The following is a 24,214-nucleotide window of genomic DNA, read 5'->3' as shown; positions in this document are numbered from 1 at the left end:
TATTGATTGAGCAGGTCCTTTCGAAAACTATTCACATATTAACTATATTTTTAAAAATGAATAATTCAACTATAACAATAAATAGATAAATTAATATAATGTATTAATTCTAAAAGAAGGGAGGAATAGCCATGCAATTAGTTTGTTTTAAAATAGTAAGTGGTCAGTATTTCTTGTTTGTAGAAGGTATTCAAATTCCTGTACCAATTCCAGCAGTTGCTGCAGCTTTATTAATTGGTTTAGGAGTAATTCCACTTTGTTCTTAATGTAAGGAATTCGGATCATTCCTATCTTTCCATTGGAAAAGCCTCAAGTATATGAATACTTGAGGCTTTCTTTATATCAAAGAAAAAACACCTTACAGCGCTTGAAGATCTCCTGATTTAAATAATGCGGCCGTTACATCATCACCGAAAGTATTCAAACAGAATACTTGCTCGTCTACCTTATCCATTACTGTAGCTTCACCTATCTTGCCACCTTGAAGTTTAATAAAATAGTTATGTTCTTCTAAAATTTCACTAAAATCTCTATTTGCCCATCTTTCAGTAATTGCTAATAGCTCTTCTTTATTCTTGAAATTGTTTCCGTTTAGAATGTTTCTTACTTTCTCTGCATTCTTTTTGGACATAGGGGTTGCTCCCTTTCCTTCACACGCTTTTACTTTTTGATGAGTCATGCTATGCATAGCTGAAATCACTTCTTCTTCAGTAGAAGTTACTGTAATGTGAAGTTGTGCATTTGAGCCTTTCACTTCTGCTTCATTCGATAGTGTGTCTTCTTTATTAACCTCTGCAAAAACATGGTCCTCACTCCCAAGCGGGACTTCAGCAAACTGTAACATTCCATAAGTCATACCAGTTGCAAGTACTACTACACCTATAATAGATGCTAGCCAATACGTTAGCTTTTTGTCCATCTTCATTTCCCCTGTCTTCGTTTAAATATCTTAACTAAAGAGTACCATATTTAATTCCTTTTTATTGAAGTGTCTCTAATTTTTACTATAAAAAACGTATAAATCATTTAATACCAATATAACAACTTCACAATCATGACTATGCCTATTCTCATAACAGGATCTATATACGATGTCACTAAATCATCTGGTGAACTACTGGTTATTAGTACGGCTTTGCATCATTATTCTCAAAAAGGATAATTATTGTACATACCAATTCTTATGTATGAAGACACCCAAAACAAGTGTTACGAAAAAAATATAAAAAAGACATCTTTTCTAGGCAAAGATGTCTTTTTTATATAAACCTTAATGTTCGTTCTGTAAAACCCTCGCTGCCTTTACTCCTTCTTTCTCTTCTTTTAAGAATAACGATACGATAAATGCAACAATAATAAAGATTAACCCAAGTGCAAATGCACCTTGGAACCCTGACGTTAAACCGTTTAACTTCTCTACTGGATCCAGTGGATTTACGGAGCTCTCCATATAGCTAGTTGTTCCTGAAGACATTTTCGATATGAATATAGCTGTACCAATTGCGCCAGCTACTTGTTGCAACGTACTAAATAGTGCTGTTCCGTGCGGATATAAATCTGGTGTTAATTGATTTAAACCGTATGTTTGTGCTGTCATGACAAACATGAGTCCAACCATTAATACGCTATGCATGACAATAATTTGTACCATTGATGTATCAGGAGTAATGCCTTTAAATAAGAACATTGCAATTCCTACTAAAACAATGCCGGGAACGATAATAACTTTCGGACTAAATTTATCAAATAGTTTACCTGCGATTGGTCCCATTATGGCGCTAATAACACTTCCCGGAAGCATGATAATTCCTGATTTAAAAGCTGTAACGAGTAAAACGGTTTGCAGGAACATCGGTAATAAAGTCATCGTTGAAAATAGCGACATCATCACAATGACAATTAATCCAACTGATAATGTAAACATCGGAACTTTAAATGCTCGTAATTCTAAAATTGGATTCTCAATTTTCAATTGTCGAACGGCAAAAATACATAATGAGATAAGCCCAACAATTAAAGTGCCATACACTTTTGCATCGGACCATCCTAAATCACCCGATGCACTAAAGCTATACACAAGCCCGCCAAATCCTAATGTCGATAAAAGGATAGATGGATAATCTACTTTTGGCCTTGTTAACTCTGAAACATTTTGAATGTACTTCATCCCAATCATAATGGAAATAATCACGATAGGAATAACAATATAGAATAACCAGCGCCAATTTAATGAATCCACAATTACTCCAGATAATGTAGGGCCAATTGCCGGAGCTGCCATCATCACGAGTGCGATTAATCCCATTGTCGCACCACGTTTTTCAGGTGGACAAATGATTAAAATCGTATTCATTAATAACGGTGTAATTAACCCCGTCGCTACAGCTTGGACGATACGGCCAATTAATAAAACGGAAAATGTCGGTGCGAATCCCGCAATTAATGTACCGACTAAAAACGTTACCATAGCGATCAAAAACATTTGTCTCGTTGTGAGCCATTGCTGAAGTAATGCTGTAATTGGAACTAAAACCCCAACTACTAACATGTATGCTGTAGAAAGCCATTGAATCGTTGAAGCCGTTACGTCAAATTCTTTCATTAATACCGTTAACGCATTTCCAAGTAATGTTTCATTTAATAATGCAACCATTGCACCTAAAAGTAATGCAATTAAAATGGGGGTATGTTTCAAATTAGAAGTATCAACTTTGCCACTTGCAGGGCTCTTAGTTGTCATATTCATTTACAGATTCTCCTCCTGTTTCTTACTTAAAAAACTTTAAATACACCAGAACACATGTAATATAATATACATATGTAGATTAAAAAGGGAGAATCAATTTTCAGCCACTGTATATTTAATCTACAAAAAAGGAGAATTGTAGATGAACGATAATGAAAAACAACTTGATTTACGTATTAGACGTACACATAAATTACTGTGGGATTCCTTATTTGAATTAATGACGCAATCAAAACAGAAATATAGTACGATTACGATTAACCAAATATGTGACCGCGCAATGGTACACCGAACAACCTTTTATAAACACTTCGAAGATAAAGATGCTTTATTAGCATTTGGATTTAAACGATATAGCAAGATGATTGCTGAAATACCGGTTTCAGATCGATTAAGTAAACCATTTCAAGTAATGGAACAATTTCTACACCATGAAGAAATCGGTAAAATATTAGAAACGCAAATGTCTGATGAACAATTTATTAACCGAACACAATATTTAAGTCACGAAACGAGAAAACAAGAAATAGAAGCGTTAAATCAACTGCACAAAAATCATACGATGCCCAATGATTTAATCATTGAATTTTATTCAGGGGCAATCACCTCATTAAGCGCATGGTGGTTTAAAAGTGAAAGAAAAGTTTCTGCTGCTGAAATGGATAGGTATCTCCATCAACTTATTAATCGGGATATTTTTCAGTTTGAAAAGGAATAAGACTACACCTTTTCAATCATGCAATAAAGTGAAACTTTAATCAGCCCTCACCAATCGGACTTTTACGGACAGCCCGACCCCCACCTAACTTCTTTGCTTCCACTGAATTTTGAGGTGGGGGTCTTACTGCCCGTTAAAGCGGGATCAAATTGACCACAAAATAGGAATATGATATATTTTCCGTAGAATACTATATAAGTGTAACAGCGAATAAATTGGCATATAATAAAAAGAAGAGATGCGCTAACATCTCTTCCTTAACTGCTACCGTATAGGGTGGTGGTTATTATACGTTATTATTTTTTACGAAACCCACCCTTTTGCTTCCTACGGCGCGGAGTGGGTTTTTTGTTGTCCTTACCCAGAAGTTGCTTCCGCAAAAAATACGCTGAAACTTCACGTACATCGTACGTCTTGATTCTGTACTGTCTGTTCCGCTACCAGATACGTAAATGAACGTCATGTTTGGATTTAACTCCGCTAATGTTTTCGCGGCGGATAACATTAAATCAATGAAATAAAACGTCGATAAATTTAAGTTACAAATATTCAGAATTAATATTAAAATTAAAAATGGGGATAGGGGTATGGGCTTATAAAATTTATACATAACGAGGGAATAGAAATGAAACTACAATTAAAAGCGGATTTAATGTTACTACTAGTTACATTTTTTTGGGGTGCATCCATCCTACTTACAAAACTTGGACTTGATGGCATAGAAGAATATAATTTAATAGCATTACGATTTATTATCGCTTTTCTTTTATCAGGTTTAATATTTTACAAACATTTATTCAAAGTTGATTTTAAAACTGTAAAATATGCATTTATACTTGCTTCTGTCTTATTTATCGTTTACATTTTCGCGACTTTCGGTACAAAGTATACGAGTGTTTCTAATGCTGGTTTCCTACTATGTCTCACAGTCATTTTCATTCCAATATTATCAGCTATATTTTTAAAACACATTCCGGAAAAGAAAGTTATAGTAGGAATCATTTTAACGATAATAGGAATCGGCTTATTAACATTAACGAGCGAATTCAAAATCGGTAACGGCGATATATTTTGCATACTGTCTGCCCTATTTTATGCGATTCACGTCATCATTACTGGAAGCGTAACGAAACATGTAAACTCCATTGCACTTGGCGTCATACAACTCGGTTTCGTCGGTCTATTTAGTCTTATTTTTTCATTCATTATAGAAACGCCAAAGCTTCCTAGCACAATCAACTCATGGCTAATCATCTTAGCCTTAAGCATATTTTGCACCGCAGTCGCATTCATCGTGCAAGTAATTGCCCAGCAATACACGACGCCTACCCATACAGGTCTTATTTTTTCATTAGAACCTGTCTTTTCCGCAGGATTCGCTTTCGTTTTCACAGGTGAAACGCTGACAGGAAAAGGATACTTAGGGGCTACGCTTATATTGCTGAGTGTGCTAATTGCTGAGTTAGATTTTAAGAGTTTGTTGCGGCCTAATTATAAGAAGAATATAGAATAAACATTTCACTATGATCAATAAACATACCCCAGAAAAATATGAGTTTATATTATTTTTATTCTCTTCACTTAGATTTTCTTTTTAGATGCTATCTTCAAACAAGGTAGCATCTAAAAAATGTTAAAAGGAATTTTCTCCTGGTATCTTCTTATATTCTATGTAGGCATCTTTGACCTTTTCTACGTTCTTTAATTACTTACTGAATATAGTCATACAGATTTTTCGCTAACAATAAACAAGTTACTGTAATGAAAAGAGCACGAACATACCCGCTTCCTTTTTTTATAGCAAATTTGGAGCCAACAATCCCTCCAGCAATTTGAGCAATCCCCATGATAAAACCATATGCATAGTTGACTTGCCCTACATACATAAACATCAACAATGCACCAACATTACTTCCTAAATTAAGAAGCTTCGCATTACCTGCTGCTTTTAAAAAATCATACCCAATAAATAAAAGAGAAAACATTAAAAATGAACCTGTTCCAGGACCTAGAAATCCATCATAAAAACCAATAGCAAAAATAAAAAAGGTAAAAATAATGACGTGTCGACCAGACAATTTCTTATGAGTGGAAATACTACCCCAATCCTTTTTGAATATCGTATAAATAGCGACCGCACCAAGCATAATCAACATCAATGGCTTCAGTACTTCTGGATTCATTAAATGAACGGTCCATGCCCCTATTATGGAACCTATGAAAGTGAGCGGAACTAATTTAAACGCCGATTTCAAATTAAGATTACCAGAACGATAAAACACAATATTACTAGTTGCACTTCCCATTGTCGACGCTAGTTTATTCGTAGCTACTGCACTTGCTGGATTCAGTCCTGTAAATAATAAAGCTGGTAAAGCAATGAGTCCACCACCACCTACAACTGAATCAATAAATGCAGCTACAAATCCAAAAACAATCAAAATCATTAATACAGATGGGTCTAAATAAAAATCCATACTATTAACCTCCCCTTTAGTCACTATTCGAATAGTAACTAATAATTTGCTAAATGTAAACAGTTATTGTAACGTTGAAATATAAAGTGAAACTTTAATCAGTGGGGCCACTGATTATTAGTTGAACCAATCGGGCTTTTACGGGCAGCCCGACCCCCACCTAACTTCTTTGCTTCCGCTGAATTTTGAGGTGGGAGTCTTACTGCCCGTTAAAGCGGGATAAAAGCAAATATCGGAGGACGAAAAAAGTGGACTACATAGTGCAACAGCTTAAAAAAATTGGTTTCAATGAATATGAAGCTAAATCTTATGTATCTCTTGTTAAACAAGGGCCTGTCACAGCCTACCAAGTGAGTAAGGATTCGGGTGTCCCAAGAGCGCGAATTTATGAGATTTTAGGTAACCTTGTAGAAAAAGGAATTGTCATGAAGGAAGAAATAAATGACACCACTCGCTATTCACCTCTACCTGTTGAAATCTTTTTACAGAAGGCGCAAACAGAATGGCAGTCTACTTATGAAGGAATTAGTGATTCATTAAAGAAACTAGAAACTTCCGAAGAAAAAACGGATAATCGAGTAATTACTTTAAAAGACAATAAAACAATCATTAGCTATTGTCAGACATTAATAAAAAAAGCCGAAAAACGTATTGTCATTTCGATGTGGGATGAGATGTATGAAGCGTTAAAAGAGGATCTAGCTGAGGTAGCTGATAAAGTCACAGTACAAGGTATTACCTTGCATGTTGAAAATCCCATTAAAAATCTAGAAGCCCATCGTATCACACCCTATACAGAAACCCGTTCTACAGAACATTGGTTTATTTTATCCATAGATTCTAAAGAGATGATTTATGGCCCATCACTTGAAGAGCGTAATATTGCTTTTTATACAGATGACCCCGTTCATATATACCTATTAGAAGATTATGTATGGCATGATGTTTTAGTAAATCGACTTGTCCGACGTAGCCAAGATGATTTGCAGCAATGGATTACTGCAGAGAGAAGATCTTTCTTTATGGGGAAATGAGGAACATATTCAAGAGCAAACCAAAAGATTTGCGTATTAAACCTAACAACTTCTCCGTACAAAAATAGCCGACTATTATATAGTAAATATTCGGCTATTTTTGTATAAATTTATACAGACGCTGCCATTACCCCATCGATTAATGAGATAAACGCTTCTCCCACTCCTTTACCTTTTCAATTGTTACATCTAATTTTTTAGCTATTTCTTCTACACTCATTCCTTTAAAGAGCATTCCAGCTGCCGAAAGTGCTTTATCAATTTCTTCTTGCTTCTCTTGTTCATATAAACGACCTACTTTTGTCATCCGTAACCACTCCTTTACCTTTTTATATGCCTTCTTCTATTTTATCATCCAATCTCCACAAACCGCCCAAACTCCTTCAAAAACCTCAGCTTAAAACTCCCCACAGGCCCATTCCGGTGCTTCGCCACATGAATCTCCGTCATCTCTTTCTGCACTGTTTCCTTATCGTAATAATCCTCTCGATACATAAGCATAATGACATCCGCATCTTGCTCAATTTGTCCGGTCTCTCTTAAATCTGATAAAAGCGGACGCTTATCTTGCCGCGACTCTACAGAACGAGATAACTGTGACAGTGCTACTACACAAACATTTAATTCACGTGCTAATAACTTAAGCTTACGAGAAATCTCACTAATCTCTTGAAATCGATTGCCCTTATGCTTCGGATCGCCCGTAATGAGCTGCAAATAATCTACAATGACTAAAAGCTTTTTATCACCGTGTTTCCGCTTTAACTTACGGGTTTGCATCCAAATATCTTGCACCGTAACACCTGCATTGTCGTAAATCTCAAATGGCAACTCACCAATCTCCGCAAACGCCTTACTTACCTTCTCCCAATCTTCCATCGCAAAACGATGCTTCGGATTTTTCAGCCTACCTCCTGACACTTCACCTACGCAAGAAGCCATCCTTTTCAACAATTGCTTACTACTCATCTCTAATGAAAACAACCCTACCACCGCTCCAGACTTCGCTGCATGCAGTCCAACATTAAGCGCAAACGCAGTCTTCCCCATAGAAGGACGCGCACCAAGAACGACAAAATCACCTTCCTGAAGTCCACATGTCATTTTATTTAGCGATGTATAACCAGTCTCAATACCAGTAATCTCTTTCGCATCTTGATGAAGCTCTTCATATAAATCAACTAGCGCATCCTTCAAATCAAACTCACATACACTGTCCTTCTCCTCTAACTCACAAAGTGCCGTAATCGTCTCACCAATAATTTTCTCACTCTTCTCCGCAATAAGACGCTCACCCATCTTGTGCCCGAGAACACCCGCCTGATACATTTTCCAAGCACCTCGAACAAGCCCCTCATAATAAGAGAAGTTGCTAGTAGTAGGTACACCATCCATTAACCCTATAAAATACTCCATTCCCCCGATCCCCTTCAAAAAATTCGGGTCCACTCTAGAAGTAAACGTTACAAGGTCAATTGGTTGCCCCTCTCCTTCCATCTTTCTCATTAACTGAAATATAGACTTATGCACTGGCATAGAAAAATACTGCTCAGTCAGACGGCACTCCTTAATAAGCTCTCCATCAAGTAATAGAGAACCTAACACCGTCTTTTCCGCCTCCACATTTTGAATACTCATGGACGCCACCCGCGCTCCGCTAAAAAGCGCTGCAACTCTTCCTCAGACGGCGCATTCTTCTCCCACTCCTCACACCTCGCCAAAAACTCCTCCGTCTCCCCGGTACTAACAGACGACTCCTTCTTCCTAAAGCTCGCCGTATCAGCCTCAACCTCACACACTTTCGTAAATCCTTTCCCGTGCCATCCTCTCAAAATCCCCTTCACATAAGCAACCGTCCGCTTATTATTCTCAAACGCAATTTGAAGAGCCTTCAGCACAAGCTCCTCTGACAAATCTTCCATCCACGCACTCAGTTCCTCCACAGTATGCGGAGACAAGCTACCGAAATGTTGCTCATAAAAAGAAAACACGCGACTTCCCGTTTCTTCCTCTATAACCTCTTCTTCCTCTGTCTCCTCACAAACTTGCTCAACATCATCCACAGCCAAATCACTCGGCATACCGAAATGCGCTAAAAGCATCGGAACATTTAGTTCCTCCTCTACGCACTTCTGAAGAAACATATGTACAAACTCCTTATTCTTCACACCCTTAAGCTCACGAAGCACACACTTCTCCACATTCGTATTCGTCACAGGGTTATAACGAAGCCAATTCAAAACGAATAACTCCCGTGTATCCGCATCATACAGAATCTTCCCATAATCAATGAAGCGCTGCACAAGCTTATCAACAGTCTCCCGATTATAACCCGTCTCCATCTCAGCTAATCGCTTCGGAAAAGGAAAAATCCCACACTGCGTCGTCTTCGAACAAGTTAATAAGTAAACATAAAAATACCGCTCCTCCGGCGTCAAATCCAAAACAAAATCATCCTGCCAAAAATTCACCTGCACAGTACGATACACCGCCATCCTAATTCCTCCCATTCTCATTCAAAAATGAAAATTCCCTCTTTGTACTATATATAGGAAGGAGGGCTGGGTTTTTGGCGTGTTATTTCAAAATTTTTTTCGACTCCTACTACGGTGTTTGTAGTTGTTTTTGTTGTGTTTTTTCTTAGTGATTTATTACTTGGTAGGGGCTTGTAAGGGGCTTCGGAGGGGTTTATGAGGGGCTAGTTATCGGTTACTTCGATTAAAAAAGCTCGATCTGAGAAGCCACCTCTTTCTTTTGCTTTCTTTTTGCGGATGTTGTTGATTTCTTCTAGTGTTGTGCCTTCGTGTTCGGCTAGGGCGTTGATTAGTTCTAGGAGGTCGGATAGTTCTTCTAGTTTATGTTCTTTTGTTGTTGCTTCTAGATATTCGGTTAGTTCTTCTTCTGGTTTTTTGCAGAGTTCATGTATTCTTCTTCGGGTAGGATTCTTGTTGTAGGTGTTTTTCCGTTGGTTTTTATTATTTGTGGGATTTTGTTTCGGATTAGTTTTTGTAGGTTGGCATGTGGTTTTCCTCCGTTTGGTTTTTCTTCTATTATAATGGAAAAGCAGTTTAACTAGGTGTTAAACTGCTGGATTACTTCTTTTATATAGTTTTCTTCTTCGGTTGTGAATTCGGATAGTGGCCAAATTTTCTAAACCCTTTCTAAAATCATCTGTATCCTCATAATTTCCTCTATCAGCAAGTATGGGAATTTTACTATTAGCAACTATCCAACAAATTTAGTAGACTATGTTATTATAATTCATATATTACTCACTTCATGTAAAAACGGTAAAGCACTCTCCAGTAAGTAAATAAATAATTTTTTTACTCACTCTCTATTATCAAGTATTTGAATCAATTTTTTCAATTCATTATCGATAACTTCAAAATTATTATTCACATTTTCTGTCATAACCCTAATTCTTTCTTCCATCACTTCATCAGACTTCAACATTTCCAAGCTTTTCAATAATCCTTTTTCTTCAAACAACTTATTAGTATTTAGTTCTGAAATTGGAATAAACTCTTTAGTTTCTTTGTGTAATAAAATACCTTTTATTTTAAACATTCTAATTAAATCTTTTAATTTTTTATCGTGTGATAAGAAAAAAGGAACAAAGAAAGTTTTTTCTTTATTTACATTAATTTGAAATTCCATAACTCTCGGAACCAAAAAATCCCATGCGATATTTTCAATTTTTTCTAATAGTCTTTTCTGATTACTACCTTTGTTAATTTTATTCAACATACCGACAGACTTAGCATCTTCAAAGTACTTTAATGCAATAATTAGTTCTCTTTCGTAATAAACTCCTACCTTAGTTCTTACAAAATCAAATAATTTTTTCATTTTATTTTTAGCATTAGCTTTACTACTAAACTTTATTTGCCAAATACCGATTAAAAGTAATGTAATATTTTGATGCATATCAATAAAAATCCGAAGTCCATCTTTATTAATATTATTATAAATAATATTAATTAATTCATCTGTTTTTTGTTTAGCTTCATTCTCACTAATCATAAACTCTATTTTATTGTTATTAATATATTCTTTATGATTAATACTTTTAAATAACTCCAGATAATATAAGTTTTCGTATAATGCAATATGACTAGAATCAGATATTGTAAATTTTTTCTCCCCGGAAGAAAACAAATTTTTATAGTTTTCAATTAAGTAGTAAGTATAATCATAATTAAATTTATTTCTTAACAAGGTATCTAACGTTTTATAAATACTCCCCTCAGAAAAGTTAGGTTTATTAAAATCCTTTAAAAAAGTTTCAATGTAACTAGTGTAATTTGTATCTAACATAATTGAATAGTCATATTGAATCTGCACACTTGAATTTTGTAACATCGATTGTATGATAGTAGTATCTAAGAAAAATAATTTTTCTGACATAAAGTATGGGACAAAATCAGTATCTTTTTGGTTTAAGATATTTACAAGACCCTTTGGGTATACAGCATCCTTATCGTATTCTTCAGATACAGCAATTAATCTGTAATCCTTCGTAATTCGATTATACATTCCCCATTGCAAAATATATTCTGATGGCTTTTCAGAATGAACTAAATTATAAAGAAACTCTCCTAATTCCATATTAACACCTCTAAATAATATAATGTAAAATTAAACACTTTTATTATGGACGTATTTTATCCTACTAATTGGCTGACATTAAATTTTATAAAAAACCACTTTCTTAACTGCTAATGTTGCTTAACTCCAATACTTACTTGAACCGATACTACACTTTCTGCAATTCTTTCGTTTCAACTTCAACACTAAATCCTATACTTTTTAACTTAGCAATTAATTCCTCTGAGAAACCTTCAACCTTAGATTTATCAACAATAACAGATAAGTTTCTCCTTGCTCTTGAACAACCTACATAAAAAAGTTTATAGGCCGAAAGAACACCATACACCGTACTTTCTTTAAAACATTTTTTAATGTTTGAAACATTGGGTTTGAGAATATATTTACTATAAGATTCTTCACATAAATCCTTAAATATAAAGTTCATCTCAAAGTGCTTACATAATTGCTCCACCCTTGTTTTTAAATAAACCTTATGTTTATCATGACTTTCTTTATTTAAATCCGATACTTTACATCCTAAGTGGCTAATTGTATCTTCAATCCATTTATTATAATCATAATAAAAAGATTCTAAAGAATCTAATGTTAATTCCTTAATAGTCCATAACTTCAAAAATTTATGCATATGAACTACTGGTGTTCTAAAAGAATCTTCTGCAATAAAGAATACTGTGTTATGGCTCTCTCCTTTTACTCCATGCTGGGTTGAGACTGCTGGGTTTTTCAAATAATTGGATAGTGCTTTAAATTCATTTAATTTAACTTTTAAAACTTCCGAATATTCATCGTCCATGCTCTCTATATAGCTGTTTTTAAAAAGTTTACATCTCCTCAATAAAGTTAAGAATTCACTTATCGAGATTGCTTTCTGATAATTTTCATATAGCTGCTTTAATAGTTTATTCAAATCAATTCTATCCTGATGACTAGTAATTGTACCAATCCCCATATCAAATAATTTACGATTCGCTTTAAAAATTTGAATTATACTTCCAACATTAGACTTTTCGTAGTGATCTATCACTTCTCCAACTATAAAAAGTAGTTTTAAGAGAGGATCTGCATTTTCACTCGTATTATCAGATAAAACATCCGTGGCACTTAATTGTTTTGCATGTGAATATCTCTCTAATCGATTAAATTGCCTGTATAGTTCTTTTGCACCAATTGAAGCAAATTTTTGTTGGTTTAATAAAAATAGCAATAAAGCATTAGGATAGTTTGAACACTCTTTTTTTAATCGTTCTTGAATGTTGTCACACATTATTATTCTTGGTGGATGGTCTGGTTTAATATCACGATTTTTTTTAGATGGGTTCTGTTGAAACCCCTTATCATTATATATATTATTTAACACAGAAACGATATTGGGTATTGAACGATGATTAGTATCTAATTTAATATCTGTATTCAAAGTTTTTAATTCTTCTTCAAATGATCCATCATAGTTCTTATATATTTGTTGCATCTTATCACCAAGAAAATAGAGGTTTGATTTTGTATTAAGACATGCCTTATAAAACATTCTTAATACGCTAGCAGCCGAATCTTGATACTCATCAATAAAAATTGATTGATACTTTTGCGTTAGTCTCATGTTAATCTTCGGAAACTTATCAAACACCTTTTCTGCAAATAACAATAAACTATCATGGGACAATCCCCCTGTATAAAGATAATTGTTCGAAGACTCATTATAAGAAATAGTAGTTATATTAGATTTGATGCTCTCTATCGATAAACAACCATGCTTTTCAATATACTTTTGATTTCTTATAGCTATATGTTCTTTTTCCTCTTTATTCTCTATACTTTCTCTGATTAAGTCCTCAAACATTTCAAAATATAAATCTTTCATTTCATTCTTACAAAAATATATCTTCAAAAATCTATGAAGAAATGAATGAATGGTACTTATATGAATTCCTTCTTCATTAAAGTCTTTGTTAAGCTCTTCTGCAGCTCTCTTTGTGTAGGTTATACAAAGTATATTATCTATGGGATGTTTTATCTTGTGATTTACAATCATTGATTTTATCTTTGTTGTTTTACCACTACCTGCTGGCGCATTAACACAAAAAATATTCTCCACTATTTCTGTAGCCAATCCAATCCCTCCTCAATATAATTAGGAAGCATCTTTTCTATTAAACCATTTAAAATCACTGAGTACATAAAATCAGTCTTTCGATTTTCTGTATGTTTGACAATATCTCTAATACTATACTTTTCAGCTGGACTTGGATTATCTTCATTTGGTTTAACAGGGTTTGGAACAGTATATTTAAGTTTATCAATGTCTCTTTTTTGAATCCAAAAATCTCTATCTTTTTTCTCTAACACATTAAAATTATAAAACTTTGATAACATAGCCTCTTCTAAGGTACGAGCATACTGTTCAGCTTCCCCTTGATAACTGAGTAAAGCTAGCCCTCCGAACATGTTATTTTCATTGTTCTCTTTCCATTTATACAGATCAAGTACTGTTGGAGAATTCGTCCCTTTTGAATCATTATAGTAGCTATTGATTGTAGCATTTGTTGTGTTAGACTCCTTTACTGCTTTTACAGTTACCGCTCCTTTTTTATAATCTAAATCCGTTAGAATAAGTGTTTTTATTTTCAGGAAATCAATTACCTTACTATATTTATGTGCATAAGCACCACCTACCTGAACATACGCTATGTACTTTTGATTAAGCTCTTCATATGTATCTAGAGTCAATAACTTTCTTATAAGTAATCGTTCTGTATCACCCTCATAAAGAATAACTCTATCTGCAAAAACAATTTGTGAAAATCCAATTTCATAAAACCAATCATAGAACGTATCCAAAGTAATATCGCCACTCAAGCTCTCCTTAAAAATCGAAAAATCATAAATTTTACTTTCTAAATGATTTAGCGGTCTTGAGACTCTAAGATTTTTCATTTCTGTTAGACGAACCATTTCTCCAGAATGAGTTGTTATTAGTCCTTGTATTTTTTTTTGAAGGTAGTATTTTTTTAGATGTTTCCCAAAGATTCTTTGCATTTGAGGGTGCATATGTGATTCTGGTTCCTCTATTATAAATAGATTAACTACTAACGGATCTATTTTTCTTTTATATGTTTCTAACTGAAGGAGTATATAAATCATATTACTATAACCCAATCCTTGAGAAGCTTCATCAAGAATATAACCTTCATACTGATATTTAGTGTTAGTTATTTGATTAAGGAGAGAAGTTATTGCTTCTTCATTAATGTCTATATCAAGAATCATACTCCCCGTATTTCCTCCACTTGCTTTAGAAATCGTTTTAATTGTATCACTAAGATCTCTAACCGAAGCTACTCTTACCTCATCAATAATTTTTGCATCCTGTATTGGGCTAAGTATTTGATCTGGTAAATCCTCTAGTAAGGTATTTAACTTACTATTATGTGTTGCAAGTTCAATCATATTTTTACTAAGACTTTTAAAATTACCATTACTTTGATCATCAAGTGGTCTACCTGCATTAATATATTTATAATTAAATAATCTCCTAAAAGCCGAGACTTCAATCTCTACTTTATCTATATAATTCCTATCACTAAAGTAACACTTTTCAATAATACTAGCTTCATATATCGATAATATAACTTCTTTAAATTGCTGAACCTTTGAGGATGAACCTTCTAAAGATTGGATTTTTTTATACCTTGCATACAATTTGTTATAGTTATCCTCCAATGCTTGTCCAAAGGATATATCAGTTGGTTGGAATGAATATTCAAAATAGAAGTTTCTATTATCCGGATCTAAATCCATAATAAAATCTGCAAACTTTCTAATATCATCAGTTTCGGTATATTCTATTTTAAAACGCATTAGTGTTGCTGGTATTATTAAATCTCTTTTTAAACTAGATAATTCATCAGTAAATAGTTCATTTACAATTAATTCAACTGTAGATAAAGCGTCCTCACCTTTATCAAAACACCTTACAAATATTTCATATACTTCATCGACCCATTTTTTTGATAATTTTACTGGAATGTCCGAAATACAAAAGGGTGTTTTACCATTTTGCATTATTGACCCCATTAAATTAATCATAGATGTCTTACCACTATTATTAGCACCAGCAAGCAAGGTGATATCATCAGCCATTGAGAAGGATTCATTTTTGAATTTTCTATAATTATTTATAATTATTTCTCTTAAAAGCATGTCAAAACTCCTAACTATATAATTACTATTTATATTTCACTTCTTAGTATAAAATCTTAGTGATTCCAGTGTGATAATTAATATATTTAAAAAACATTAGTCATTAAATACAAATAGGAATTTTTTAGAGCCCTTAAAAAATACATGTACTTAAAACTTCATAATCACTCAAATTTAATTTAGATATGCATTTTTTTATTTATAGTAATTAAGTAATTCATTCTTATTTATGGTTATACCACAATTATTTAATCTATTAATTCTAGCATCATATAACTTTTCTATTAACGGTTCTATCACTTTATATTCACCATGATGTAATTTTTTATGGCAGTGGGCACATAATGAAATTATGTTCGCTTCCACATCTATACTTTTTTGAAAATCATCTTGAAATCCTATTGGAATTAAATGATGCGCCTCTACATAATTTCTCTTTGTAACTTTTGAAATAAAGTACTCATGATTCAAATCAATTTCACACTTATAATTCGCTAAAACAATTGCGTTTTTTGCTGTTTTAAAATCTCTTTTATAAGCTCCACTACCCTCTCCCCTAGATTTAGACGGTACATTTTTAGGGATATCCTTTCTTATCACGCTACCAACATTCTCTTGCTCTACCTGATATTGATAATTTGCCTCAGGGTTTCTAAGTATTTCAATTATTAAATCTCGTAAACTCTCACTAATATTAGTAAGAAAAATACTTCTTGGATTAGTAACATTAAGTACCTTTTCTCCAGTACTTTCCACTACTATTTCATTAACTAACTTACTATCAATCTTTACTAATGTACTCATATCAACAAATACACTTATTTTTTCAGCAGAAGTACCTACTGTTCCTGAATAATAGTCTGGGATAAATTCCTTTAATGGACTATCAGATTTAATTTCTTTTCTATCATATAACCTGTTTATTTTCCCAACAAACAATTCTCTTTCTCTTCCATTATTCATTAAAAAGAAGGCAAAAGAATCTATACCAGTATTCACCTGATTAATGATTCTCTCTCTATTTCTATCCGACACTCTCCCAGTTCCATTGGAGAACTGACCCCATATCAATCTATTTTTTTCTTCAAGAACTAATTTATGTTCTCTAATTGTATTAATTATACGACCGGAAGTGTTAACTTCTCCTTTGAATTTAAAAAACAAATGTAAATGCTTTGTCATTTTAAAACCCCTCAATTCAATTTTATACCTCAATGCTTAGAAACTAAAAAAGAAAAAGTTCATATACATGGAAACACAGTAATATTTTACTATATTAACCGACCTAGAGACAGATTAATTCCAAATAAACCCTAAATGTTCACAATGTTGCAGTGTCCGTACCGTAACGTCTTCACCATATCATCACTTACTCTTTCAATAATACTTATCTTCTTTAAAAACATAATTCGAAAGAAATAGCAATATATTTCCTATTATCGACTATTTGAACTATCTCAAAAGTATATTAAATGAAATTTCGTGCACCTTCCATTGTGCCTATATTCCCTCATTAATAAAACTGATTATCTTTCAAAAAACATTTGAAATAAATATCCCAAACACTACATTTTCATTAAATTTCTTAAAAATAGCGCTCCATTTAACAACGATATATTGATTCACAACACACCAATAGAAGAGAAACAAGATTGAGATATCAGTCAAAGGAATCATAAAATTCACCCCTCTTCCCCCTTTTATTTTTATGATTCACCTATTATATCTCCGCTAAATTAAAAGATCAACCGTATACAGACTCTTTAAATACTAAGAATTTATCTAGTCACGAATTCCCCTCACCTTTCTCTCTATGAAAATCACTTAAAAATTTTAAAAGCCTTGGCAAAGAGGACCTCCTATTATTTCTAGCTTTCAACATGATTAACAATACAAAAACCACCCTAAACAAATATACCGTTCAAGGTGGTTTTCTAAAACTTACATATCACTATTAAATTACTACTTCAATCTATCCTGCAACGCACTAATATTAATAATCACAGGACTACCCGACTTCAACGTATCATCTTTCTGTAACATTGGTCCCGAAGTGATACATTGGCCTTTCTTCAATGTTGCGAGTCGCTTTTCCCATTCTTTTCGCATAGCTGAATCTTGAGCAAGGTTTGATGCAATAGCACTAATTTCATTTTCTGGCGGCATGAAATACACTTTTTGGCTCGAATTCTGTAATCGTGAAATTTCATCTGTTGTAAATTGCCCTTTTAATGATTGTGTTGCATACCAACCTGACCAACCAAATTTTCTTCCTTCAGTTAAAATTTTGGCACTTGGTGATTTTTCTCTATGATCAAGATTTTGCGCTTCATCTAATATAACTGGAAATGGTTTATTTTTGTCTCCATGGTGTAATTGATAGTTCCAAATATCCCATAAGATAAACTCTGTAATCATGAGCTGTACATCTCTATTAAAGCCCGTTAATTGTACAATAAACACTTTACCTTTTTGGTTCAGTATGTCTCCCCAATCATATACAGCATTATGATTAAATGGATTCTTATCAATAAAAGGCTTAATTTGTGATCTTGCTGTTTTAGCTGGCCCAGAAGTATCCTCTTCTAATTCTGCTAATAAATAATTTAAATTCATACCTTCGCCATATTTATCTAAACCGCGCATTACTGCCTCATATATAGCGTTTTGTTGCTGAATGCCTAAATCTTTATATACAGCTGAAAATACACTTTTAATTCTTTCAGCAACATCTGTATTATCTTCATCGATATAAATTCCTTCATCCAATTCTTTTTGATTTCGCTTAAATGGATTTACTGGGAATTTATCTTTTGCTACTAGGAATTGTTCAATATTATCTTGGAGTTTCTCTTTGAATTCCGGTTCTAACTTAGAATTCTTGAATCCATCTGTATAGTCAAATATCATACTAGAAATTCCATTTTGCGCCAGCTCAAGTAGTAAACATTGAATGAAGTAACTCTTACCTTGTCCTGATTTACCCGAAATTAAAATATGTCTATTTGCTAGCTCTGAATTTCCGAATTCCCAATATATTTCTTGAGTCGATCCCTCTACTGTTCCTAACAAAACGCGGATGTCTTTTAATTCTTTTGTTCCTCCTGTTCCTTTTTCTTCCTTTTCTTCTTCAGAATGAGGTACAGTTGGAACGACTTTATTGCTAGTTTTTTTTAACACTTGATTAGAATCATGATTCTGATTTAATAATCTATCTGGATTAATATCAGTTCCACCCGAATGGATTTTCATTTTGAGTGCTTCAATTTCTTCGATTACTCCTTCATATCCATCCTCTTCGGTTAATTCCACTAATAAAATATCTTCTTCTATTTTGATGGATCTCCATGATTGTTCCTTTTTGAATGATAAAATTGCTCCTTTTCCGATTTTATCATCCAAATGTCCACTCATTTCGTAATCATCATTTAATAATCTTTTCTTTAGTTCTTCAATTTTCTCATAAGATTTTTCTGGCCAAATGTTGTTTGCAATAAATTTCTCGGCATTTGCTAGCAATAACTGTACAAAGAAGTTTCGGAAAAACTTATGTTTAAATACATGTAAACCATCTTCACTTGTTTTAGAAAGTTGCGTATCAAATAGTTGCTTAGTAGCATTAATTTGCTCTTTTGCTTTTGCAATAGCACTGTCTTGATTTAAGCCGATTTTCACTTCCACTGGATAATAATGCACTGATAATTTATCATCTTGCATTTCTACTCCAATTAACAGTAAATCGTCACTATGTGCACCTTTTCCGCCTAGATTTTTCGCAGAAAATACACCTTCACTTTTCGTTAATTTCACCGCTCCAGCAACACGCAATATTTCTTCTAATGAGATAGGAACCCATAAAATATTCTCATGATCTAAAGCACTTAATATATACTTCACAGCTGAAATAATACTTAACTTTTCTCTTGAGAATTGTCCCTTACTTCCTATAATTCGTAGTAACCACTCACCATTTAAACTATTGAAAGCTCTAATAGCTGTATTAATTTTTTCAGGTGTCGATACAATTTCTTTTTCCGCTAAATACTGTTCAATAACCGCTCGGTATTGTCTTGCTTTATCCGTTACTGTAATTGCATCATACTGGCTTGATGAAGAATATTGATCACTATAATGAATAACCAATAAATTACGTGATGAATCTTGGAAGAAATCTAAACCTACATTAGGTTCAATAAATGTTACCCAATAAGAAGATTCATATAAATGTTCTAAAACTTGTTCATCATAGGTAGATGTTCTCGTAACAATTGTTTCGTTCTTACGATAAGGGTTTGTACCATCGTTATTTAAATTACTTCCTAATTCATTCATTCCTCTAGCGGTTTGAATTAACAAATGTTCATTATTCAATACATTTTTCAAACCAAATCCTGTACGATAATCTACTTCTGTACTTATAGATGATAGAGATGATAACATTCCATTTAAAGATAATCCTGTTTCAATATCTTCCATTGTACTTTTCGCATGCTTCTCATTTGAAATCATTTTATAGAATGAAATATGAGCGTAACCATATTCTTTCGTACCAATAAGTTTATAATAGAAAACATTTTCTCGAATCAGCCTTAATACGTCTACAGCATCGAGATTCTTTGATGCTAACGATAACTCAAAGAACTCCTCAAATTTTTGAACATCATCATATATAGAAAATTTTTCAAAGGCGCTTAGTATATTACTCTCATGATATAAAGCAACCTCTACTGGTATAATTTTGGACGGCCCTTTTTTATCTATCTGCTTCTTAATAAACTGTACTAAACCTCTTACAACTTCTTTATCATTATTTATATTAATCACATTGATTCGTATCGGAGACTTAGATTCTTGTAAAAATAAGTATTGGAAATGTTCCACAAATTGTTGAAGCTTTTCTTCAACTACATTAGCTAAAAATGCATTAGATTCTCCAATCGCAACCTTATGAAGTGGTTCATAAACAGTCCATTCAGGCGCTTCATTTTGAGAAACCGGTCTATACAATTCATCATTCTGTCCATATATATATGGCAATAGATTGTTAGGATGCAGACGATTTAAAATATGCATCTCAACTACTTCGTTTTTAATTTCATCATTAACACTTAACTGATAGGCAACATTAAGCGGATGCAACGGTGTTAGTATGACCCTTTGTTCCTCTTCAATAACTCCCAATTTAAACAGATTCTTTTCTTCTTCTTTTAACATTACATTTTCTTGTATATGAGCAACACTTTCGTTAAAAGCCTTCAAGTATCTTATAGATAGCTCTCTTAATTGATTATCCACAAAACAAAGACTAGGAACCGTATTATTAAACTTATAGTAATTTAATAATTGTTGATACGCATCTCTCAATGATGGGTTCATTAATAATTCAACCTTATTTAGGCCTGATACCCCTCTAACTGCAAAAGCGATTTCATTTTCAATCCATACTCTCTCGTCTTGTAAATAATTTCGAAATCCTTCTCGTGCTGAAAATTCCCTTGCACCTTGTTTTAATTTATTTGTATCAAGGTTATATTCAAAGCTTTCTTGATGTTCTCTTTTTAATTTCCATACCCTTTCTCCTGATACTGGAACAGTCTTTGCAACTTGCTCTCTAATAAGAATAGGAATTAAAGATGTTTCAATTTGAACAGAAAATGATAAGCTATCATCATTCCATGCAGGGGAAGATTCAGAGACTTCAAAACTTCCACCTTGCCAATTTATAATCTGTGCATCTTCCTCAATAAATACTTCTTCTGGCTCATTAGAAATATCTCCAAAAATAATACGTTCTTCAGCTTTATTCATAACTACGTTTTTCTTATTTACATTCACTTCATAAATCGTTTGAAGCGATTGTAAAAACGCGGCTTCACATTCTATAACAGCAATATGAAACTCATATTTCGACTTAGATTGCATCTTATGCGTATATACAACTTTATGGAATGAAGTCACATTTTGCTTATGCGCTAAACTAACAGTTAGTTTTTTCCCAGATATCCCACAGAACCCCTGTGAATTTTTATGAATGTATTCCTTCTTCAACTTTTCTTCAAATTCAAAGTTCAGATTGATATCTTCTATCTGTGTAGGATTAAAAACGATAATATGGCGTTTACGTCTCCCAGCCTTTGTCTCAGTTTGTGCTTTTTCCCAATATAACAGACCTTCTTTTGAATATTTCTTTGGTGATTCGATATATTCTAATGGACGATCTATCTCAGTCATTTTGTCGTAAGAATCTTTAACAAGAACATAATCCGCTTGCTGCCAATCTTCTTTCTTCAGGCGAGAAACACCTTTCTCATCAAATAATTTTTCTAATTGACTCTCTAAATGTTCATACTCATGCATATGTTGAACTTTCTCAAAGAATGAAGCATTTTCTTCTAGCCTTTTTTTCATTTGAGCTGAAGTAAATTGATTTAAATTTTCATCATAGAAAATGCCTAGATTAGAATAGTCTTCTCTCGCAATCTCTTGTTTTGATAAAAATCCAAGAATTTCTTCATAATCCCAAAGAGATGGTCGCACAATTGTATCATCTAATTTTTTACGTAAATAAAATGAAAGTACTTCCTTCTCTTCTTTATTTAAAGAAGAAGTTTCAATTTCTTCTTTTAATGTTTTCAAAATTGATTTCACATTAAATGGCATACCTTCTTTTTGCAAATCACTGCTACCACCCTTAATACTGTCCAGTGTCTCATGACATATACTAAGTAAAGCTGTTTTCTCCCAAATATCCTTTTGTTCACCGACTTCATTACGAAGTGTTACTAAAAAGTCCGGAGTAACGTTTGCCGATGTAGTCGCAACAACTACTTTCATTTCCTCTGAAACCTTAATAGCAATCGTTTCGTATGGAGTTCCTTGCTTATGCTGATAATAAAACGCCTGCGATAAATCTTGTTCTTTTAATGTGTCATAAAATGCTTGTACTTGTTCATGATTATCAAATTGAAGGTAAAACCGCTCTCCACCCCTAAGATTTTCTGCTTGTAAATAATTTATTAGTTTATCTGAAAGATAATTATAAAATTGGTTTAACATACTGTGCATCACCGCTATCACTTTTTTTGTCTATTAAATTCAGCTTATCAAATAACTGTACAATTTCTTCTTTTGAGTAACGATCGAAGAATAAACCTCTAGCCTCTAAATCTATAAATACTTGCTTCAAAGGTTTTCTTTCCTTTTTTAAACTCAATGCTGTTAGCAGCAATAACATATCTTGACTAATATTAAGCATATAACCAAGTGAACCTCGAGTTTTTAAGAAATATTTTTTCCCAACCTCTTCTATTGATAAAGAGTATCTGTGTCGGGGGCCTTGCATCGTATCTTTTTCATAGGCTTCTTCTATACTACGGAATAAGGATTGTACAAGCGTATCATATTCTAATTCTAAATTTCCTTCATAAGCCCCAAGACCTAAATGTCTTCTATATTCCATAACCCAATCACAAAGCATCTCTAAAAATACTTTTTTATCCTCATCGGATAATTGCTGATATGTTTCCTTTAATTCAGGATAGCCACCTGCTTTTTCTACTCCCATTAGGAAATTTAAATGTTCTAAGCAATTAATATGTAGTAGTAAATGTCTACCTGTATCTTTAATCATTTGATAACCATGAGTATAACCTTTTCTATTCTTACTCGTAGACTCCCAGTCAAGTGTAAAATAAACTTCGTTGTTCTCACTAAAGTTCGCTTTCCCAACTTGTGAAAGCTTTAAAGTCAATTGAGTAATATATAAAAAGTAATAATAGCTAAGAAACAAATGATAATGAGTTCTAAAATAATCTTTATGTTCCGCTAAAAATTGAAAATCTTCTTTGAATAGCTTTGAGATAAATGGAATTTGATTAATATACGGACGGCGTTCTTTTTCGTCGCTCTCCAAATGATTTAATTGTTTTAATACAAGACGTGACATTAAATCTGTTGAATCGCTTTTTCCAAAAATCTCTTCTACTGTTTCTTTTTCACCTAATAAGACGTCTAAAAGGAATCTAGCAATATCTTGTTCTCCTTTTTTATCAGCCTTATCACTTAATGGTAAATATTGAAACAAATGCAAATGAAAAATTTTAATTGTATTGTCACTATCCTGCAGAAAGGTACGTAGTATTTGTTCAAATTGCGACTTATCTTGCTTTGATACATCAACAGATTTACTAATCTCTCCAATAAGTTCTTCTAGATTAACTTCCATTTTCAACTTATTTCCGCTGACTAGACGCGTAAACTCTCCTAATACTCCCTGAAACCCTTTTGCGAATTTTGCCCGCTCTGTTCCTCGGGTAGAGAAAGGTAACAGAGGAGATTTTTTATTTATTGTATGTTTTAATCCTAACTTTTCTGGTTTAATACTCAGCGAGTTTTTCAAATCCTCTAAATTCTCTCTTACAATCATTTT

At 33.1% G+C, this 24,214-nt stretch carries 17 protein-coding genes and 1 pseudogene; 4 read left to right on the top strand and 14 right to left on the bottom strand.

Going from position 1 to position 24,214, the window contains the following annotated elements; genetic code table 11:
* Nucleotides 1–131 precede the first annotated feature (131 nt).
* The gene (locus IBT51_RS27250; protein ID WP_001177693.1) at nucleotides 132–266 is read left to right on the top strand and encodes a hypothetical protein; all 135 of its coding nucleotides are present in this window, start codon (nucleotides 132–134) and stop codon (nucleotides 264–266) included.
* Between the two features lie 92 nt (nucleotides 267–358).
* On the opposite strand, the gene IBT51_RS20160 is transcribed toward IBT51_RS27250, so the two are convergent.
* Together IBT51_RS20160 and IBT51_RS20155 are read right to left on the bottom strand one after the other, a co-directional pair.
* Nucleotides 359–919: a PRK06770 family protein gene (locus IBT51_RS20160; RefSeq protein ID WP_200458636.1), complete on the bottom strand. Its 561-nt coding sequence runs from the start codon at nucleotides 917–919 to the stop codon at nucleotides 359–361.
* 351 nt (nucleotides 920–1,270) lie between these two features.
* Nucleotides 1,271–2,746 carry an MDR family MFS transporter gene (locus IBT51_RS20155; RefSeq protein WP_200458637.1) on the bottom strand — a complete coding sequence of 492 codons (1,476 nt, stop codon included), beginning with the start codon at nucleotides 2,744–2,746 and terminating at the stop codon, nucleotides 1,271–1,273.
* Between the two features lie 142 nt (nucleotides 2,747–2,888).
* Between IBT51_RS20155 and IBT51_RS20150 the strand changes: the two genes are divergently transcribed.
* Nucleotides 2,889–3,464: a TetR/AcrR family transcriptional regulator gene (locus IBT51_RS20150; RefSeq protein ID WP_025687786.1), complete on the top strand. Its 576-nt coding sequence runs from the start codon at nucleotides 2,889–2,891 to the stop codon at nucleotides 3,462–3,464.
* A gap of 286 nt (nucleotides 3,465–3,750) precedes the next feature.
* Here IBT51_RS20150 and IBT51_RS27110 read toward each other — a convergent pair whose 3' ends face one another.
* Nucleotides 3,751–3,969, bottom strand: a complete 219-nt coding sequence (locus IBT51_RS27110) for a hypothetical protein (protein ID WP_003273890.1) — start codon at nucleotides 3,967–3,969, stop codon at nucleotides 3,751–3,753.
* 120 nt (nucleotides 3,970–4,089) lie between these two features.
* Between IBT51_RS27110 and IBT51_RS20140 the strand changes: the two genes are divergently transcribed.
* On the top strand, nucleotides 4,090–4,977 hold the full coding sequence (locus IBT51_RS20140; protein WP_025687785.1) for a DMT family transporter: 888 nt from the start codon (nucleotides 4,090–4,092) through the stop codon (nucleotides 4,975–4,977).
* A gap of 196 nt (nucleotides 4,978–5,173) precedes the next feature.
* Here the strand turns inward: IBT51_RS20140 and IBT51_RS20135 are convergent, their stop codons facing one another.
* Nucleotides 5,174–5,941 carry a TSUP family transporter gene (locus IBT51_RS20135; protein ID WP_000348466.1) on the bottom strand — a complete coding sequence of 256 codons (768 nt, stop codon included), beginning with the start codon at nucleotides 5,939–5,941 and terminating at the stop codon, nucleotides 5,174–5,176.
* 248 nt (nucleotides 5,942–6,189) lie between these two features.
* Between IBT51_RS20135 and IBT51_RS20130 the strand changes: the two genes are divergently transcribed.
* Nucleotides 6,190–6,975, top strand: a complete 786-nt coding sequence (locus IBT51_RS20130; RefSeq protein WP_200458638.1) for a helix-turn-helix domain-containing protein — start codon at nucleotides 6,190–6,192, stop codon at nucleotides 6,973–6,975.
* Nucleotides 6,976–7,114: 139 nt separating this feature from the next.
* Here IBT51_RS20130 and IBT51_RS20125 read toward each other — a convergent pair whose 3' ends face one another.
* The 10 genes and pseudogenes from IBT51_RS20125 to dptG form a co-directional block, all read right to left on the bottom strand.
* Nucleotides 7,115–7,282: a hypothetical protein gene (locus IBT51_RS20125; protein ID WP_000169783.1), complete on the bottom strand. Its 168-nt coding sequence runs from the start codon at nucleotides 7,280–7,282 to the stop codon at nucleotides 7,115–7,117.
* A gap of 44 nt (nucleotides 7,283–7,326) precedes the next feature.
* The gene (gene dnaB / locus IBT51_RS20120) at nucleotides 7,327–8,613 is read right to left on the bottom strand and encodes a replicative DNA helicase (RefSeq protein ID WP_200458639.1); all 1,287 of its coding nucleotides are present in this window, start codon (nucleotides 8,611–8,613) and stop codon (nucleotides 7,327–7,329) included.
* Nucleotides 8,610–9,470: a DnaD domain-containing protein gene (locus tag IBT51_RS20115; protein WP_200458640.1), complete on the bottom strand. Its 861-nt coding sequence runs from the start codon at nucleotides 9,468–9,470 to the stop codon at nucleotides 8,610–8,612. The genes dnaB and IBT51_RS20115 overlap by 4 nt, the downstream gene beginning before the upstream one ends.
* Before the next feature lie 203 nt (nucleotides 9,471–9,673).
* Nucleotides 9,674–9,995: pseudogene (locus tag IBT51_RS20110) on the bottom strand (nucleoside triphosphate pyrophosphohydrolase).
* 310 nt (nucleotides 9,996–10,305) lie between these two features.
* Nucleotides 10,306–11,586: a hypothetical protein gene (locus IBT51_RS20105; RefSeq protein WP_200458641.1), complete on the bottom strand. Its 1,281-nt coding sequence runs from the start codon at nucleotides 11,584–11,586 to the stop codon at nucleotides 10,306–10,308.
* Between the two features lie 148 nt (nucleotides 11,587–11,734).
* Entirely contained in the window at nucleotides 11,735–13,696 is a 1,962-nt protein-coding gene (locus IBT51_RS20100) for a UvrD-helicase domain-containing protein (protein WP_200458642.1), read from the bottom strand.
* Nucleotides 13,681–15,786 carry an AAA family ATPase gene (locus tag IBT51_RS20095; protein ID WP_200458643.1) on the bottom strand — a complete coding sequence of 702 codons (2,106 nt, stop codon included), beginning with the start codon at nucleotides 15,784–15,786 and terminating at the stop codon, nucleotides 13,681–13,683. Before IBT51_RS20095 ends, IBT51_RS20100 begins: the two co-directional genes overlap by 16 nt.
* 195 nt (nucleotides 15,787–15,981) lie before the next feature.
* Complete coding sequence (locus tag IBT51_RS20090) at nucleotides 15,982–16,968, bottom strand: HNH endonuclease (RefSeq protein ID WP_200458644.1); 987 nt, start codon at nucleotides 16,966–16,968, stop codon at nucleotides 15,982–15,984.
* 780 nt (nucleotides 16,969–17,748) lie between these two features.
* On the bottom strand, nucleotides 17,749–22,842 hold the full coding sequence (gene dptH, locus IBT51_RS20085; RefSeq protein ID WP_200458645.1) for a DNA phosphorothioation-dependent restriction protein DptH: 5,094 nt from the start codon (nucleotides 22,840–22,842) through the stop codon (nucleotides 17,749–17,751).
* Entirely contained in the window at nucleotides 22,823–24,211 is a 1,389-nt protein-coding gene (gene dptG, locus IBT51_RS20080) for a DNA phosphorothioation-dependent restriction protein DptG (RefSeq protein ID WP_000637020.1), read from the bottom strand. The genes dptH and dptG overlap by 20 nt, the downstream gene beginning before the upstream one ends.
* Nucleotides 24,212–24,214: the final 3 nt, after the last annotated feature.

Source organism: Bacillus sp. S71 (assembly GCF_016625265.1).
Classification (GTDB): Bacteria; Bacillota; Bacilli; order Bacillales; family Bacillaceae_G; genus Bacillus_A; species Bacillus_A cereus.
Note: the sequence above shows the minus strand (reverse complement) of the source record. Positions and strands in the feature narration are given on the sequence as shown.

What these genes read in the sequence shown, in the direction of transcription:
- dnaB (WP_200458639.1), bottom strand. Translation starts at nt 8,613, where the DNA reads ATGAGTATTCAAAATGTGGAGGCGGAAAAGACGGTGTTAGGTTCTCTA.
- IBT51_RS20140 (WP_025687785.1), top strand. Translation starts at nt 4,090, where the DNA reads ATGAAACTACAATTAAAAGCGGATTTAATGTTACTACTAGTTACATTT.
- IBT51_RS20135 (WP_000348466.1), bottom strand. Translation starts at nt 5,941, where the DNA reads ATGGATTTTTATTTAGACCCATCTGTATTAATGATTTTGATTGTTTTT.
- IBT51_RS20160 (WP_200458636.1), bottom strand. Translation starts at nt 919, where the DNA reads ATGGACAAAAAGCTAACGTATTGGCTAGCATCTATTATAGGTGTAGTA.
- IBT51_RS27110 (WP_003273890.1), bottom strand. Translation starts at nt 3,969, where the DNA reads ATGTTATCCGCCGCGAAAACATTAGCGGAGTTAAATCCAAACATGACG.
- IBT51_RS20095 (WP_200458643.1), bottom strand. Translation starts at nt 15,786, where the DNA reads ATGCTTTTAAGAGAAATAATTATAAATAATTATAGAAAATTCAAAAAT.
- IBT51_RS20155 (WP_200458637.1), bottom strand. Translation starts at nt 2,746, where the DNA reads ATGAATATGACAACTAAGAGCCCTGCAAGTGGCAAAGTTGATACTTCT.
- IBT51_RS20125 (WP_000169783.1), bottom strand. Translation starts at nt 7,282, where the DNA reads ATGACAAAAGTAGGTCGTTTATATGAACAAGAGAAGCAAGAAGAAATT.
- IBT51_RS20090 (WP_200458644.1), bottom strand. Translation starts at nt 16,968, where the DNA reads ATGACAAAGCATTTACATTTGTTTTTTAAATTCAAAGGAGAAGTTAAC.
- IBT51_RS27250 (WP_001177693.1), top strand. Translation starts at nt 132, where the DNA reads ATGCAATTAGTTTGTTTTAAAATAGTAAGTGGTCAGTATTTCTTGTTT.
- IBT51_RS20115 (WP_200458640.1), bottom strand. Translation starts at nt 9,470, where the DNA reads ATGGCGGTGTATCGTACTGTGCAGGTGAATTTTTGGCAGGATGATTTT.
- dptG (WP_000637020.1), bottom strand. Translation starts at nt 24,211, where the DNA reads ATGATTGTAAGAGAGAATTTAGAGGATTTGAAAAACTCGCTGAGTATT.
- IBT51_RS20150 (WP_025687786.1), top strand. Translation starts at nt 2,889, where the DNA reads ATGAACGATAATGAAAAACAACTTGATTTACGTATTAGACGTACACAT.
- dptH (WP_200458645.1), bottom strand. Translation starts at nt 22,842, where the DNA reads ATGTTAAACCAATTTTATAATTATCTTTCAGATAAACTAATAAATTAT.
- IBT51_RS20105 (WP_200458641.1), bottom strand. Translation starts at nt 11,586, where the DNA reads ATGGAATTAGGAGAGTTTCTTTATAATTTAGTTCATTCTGAAAAGCCA.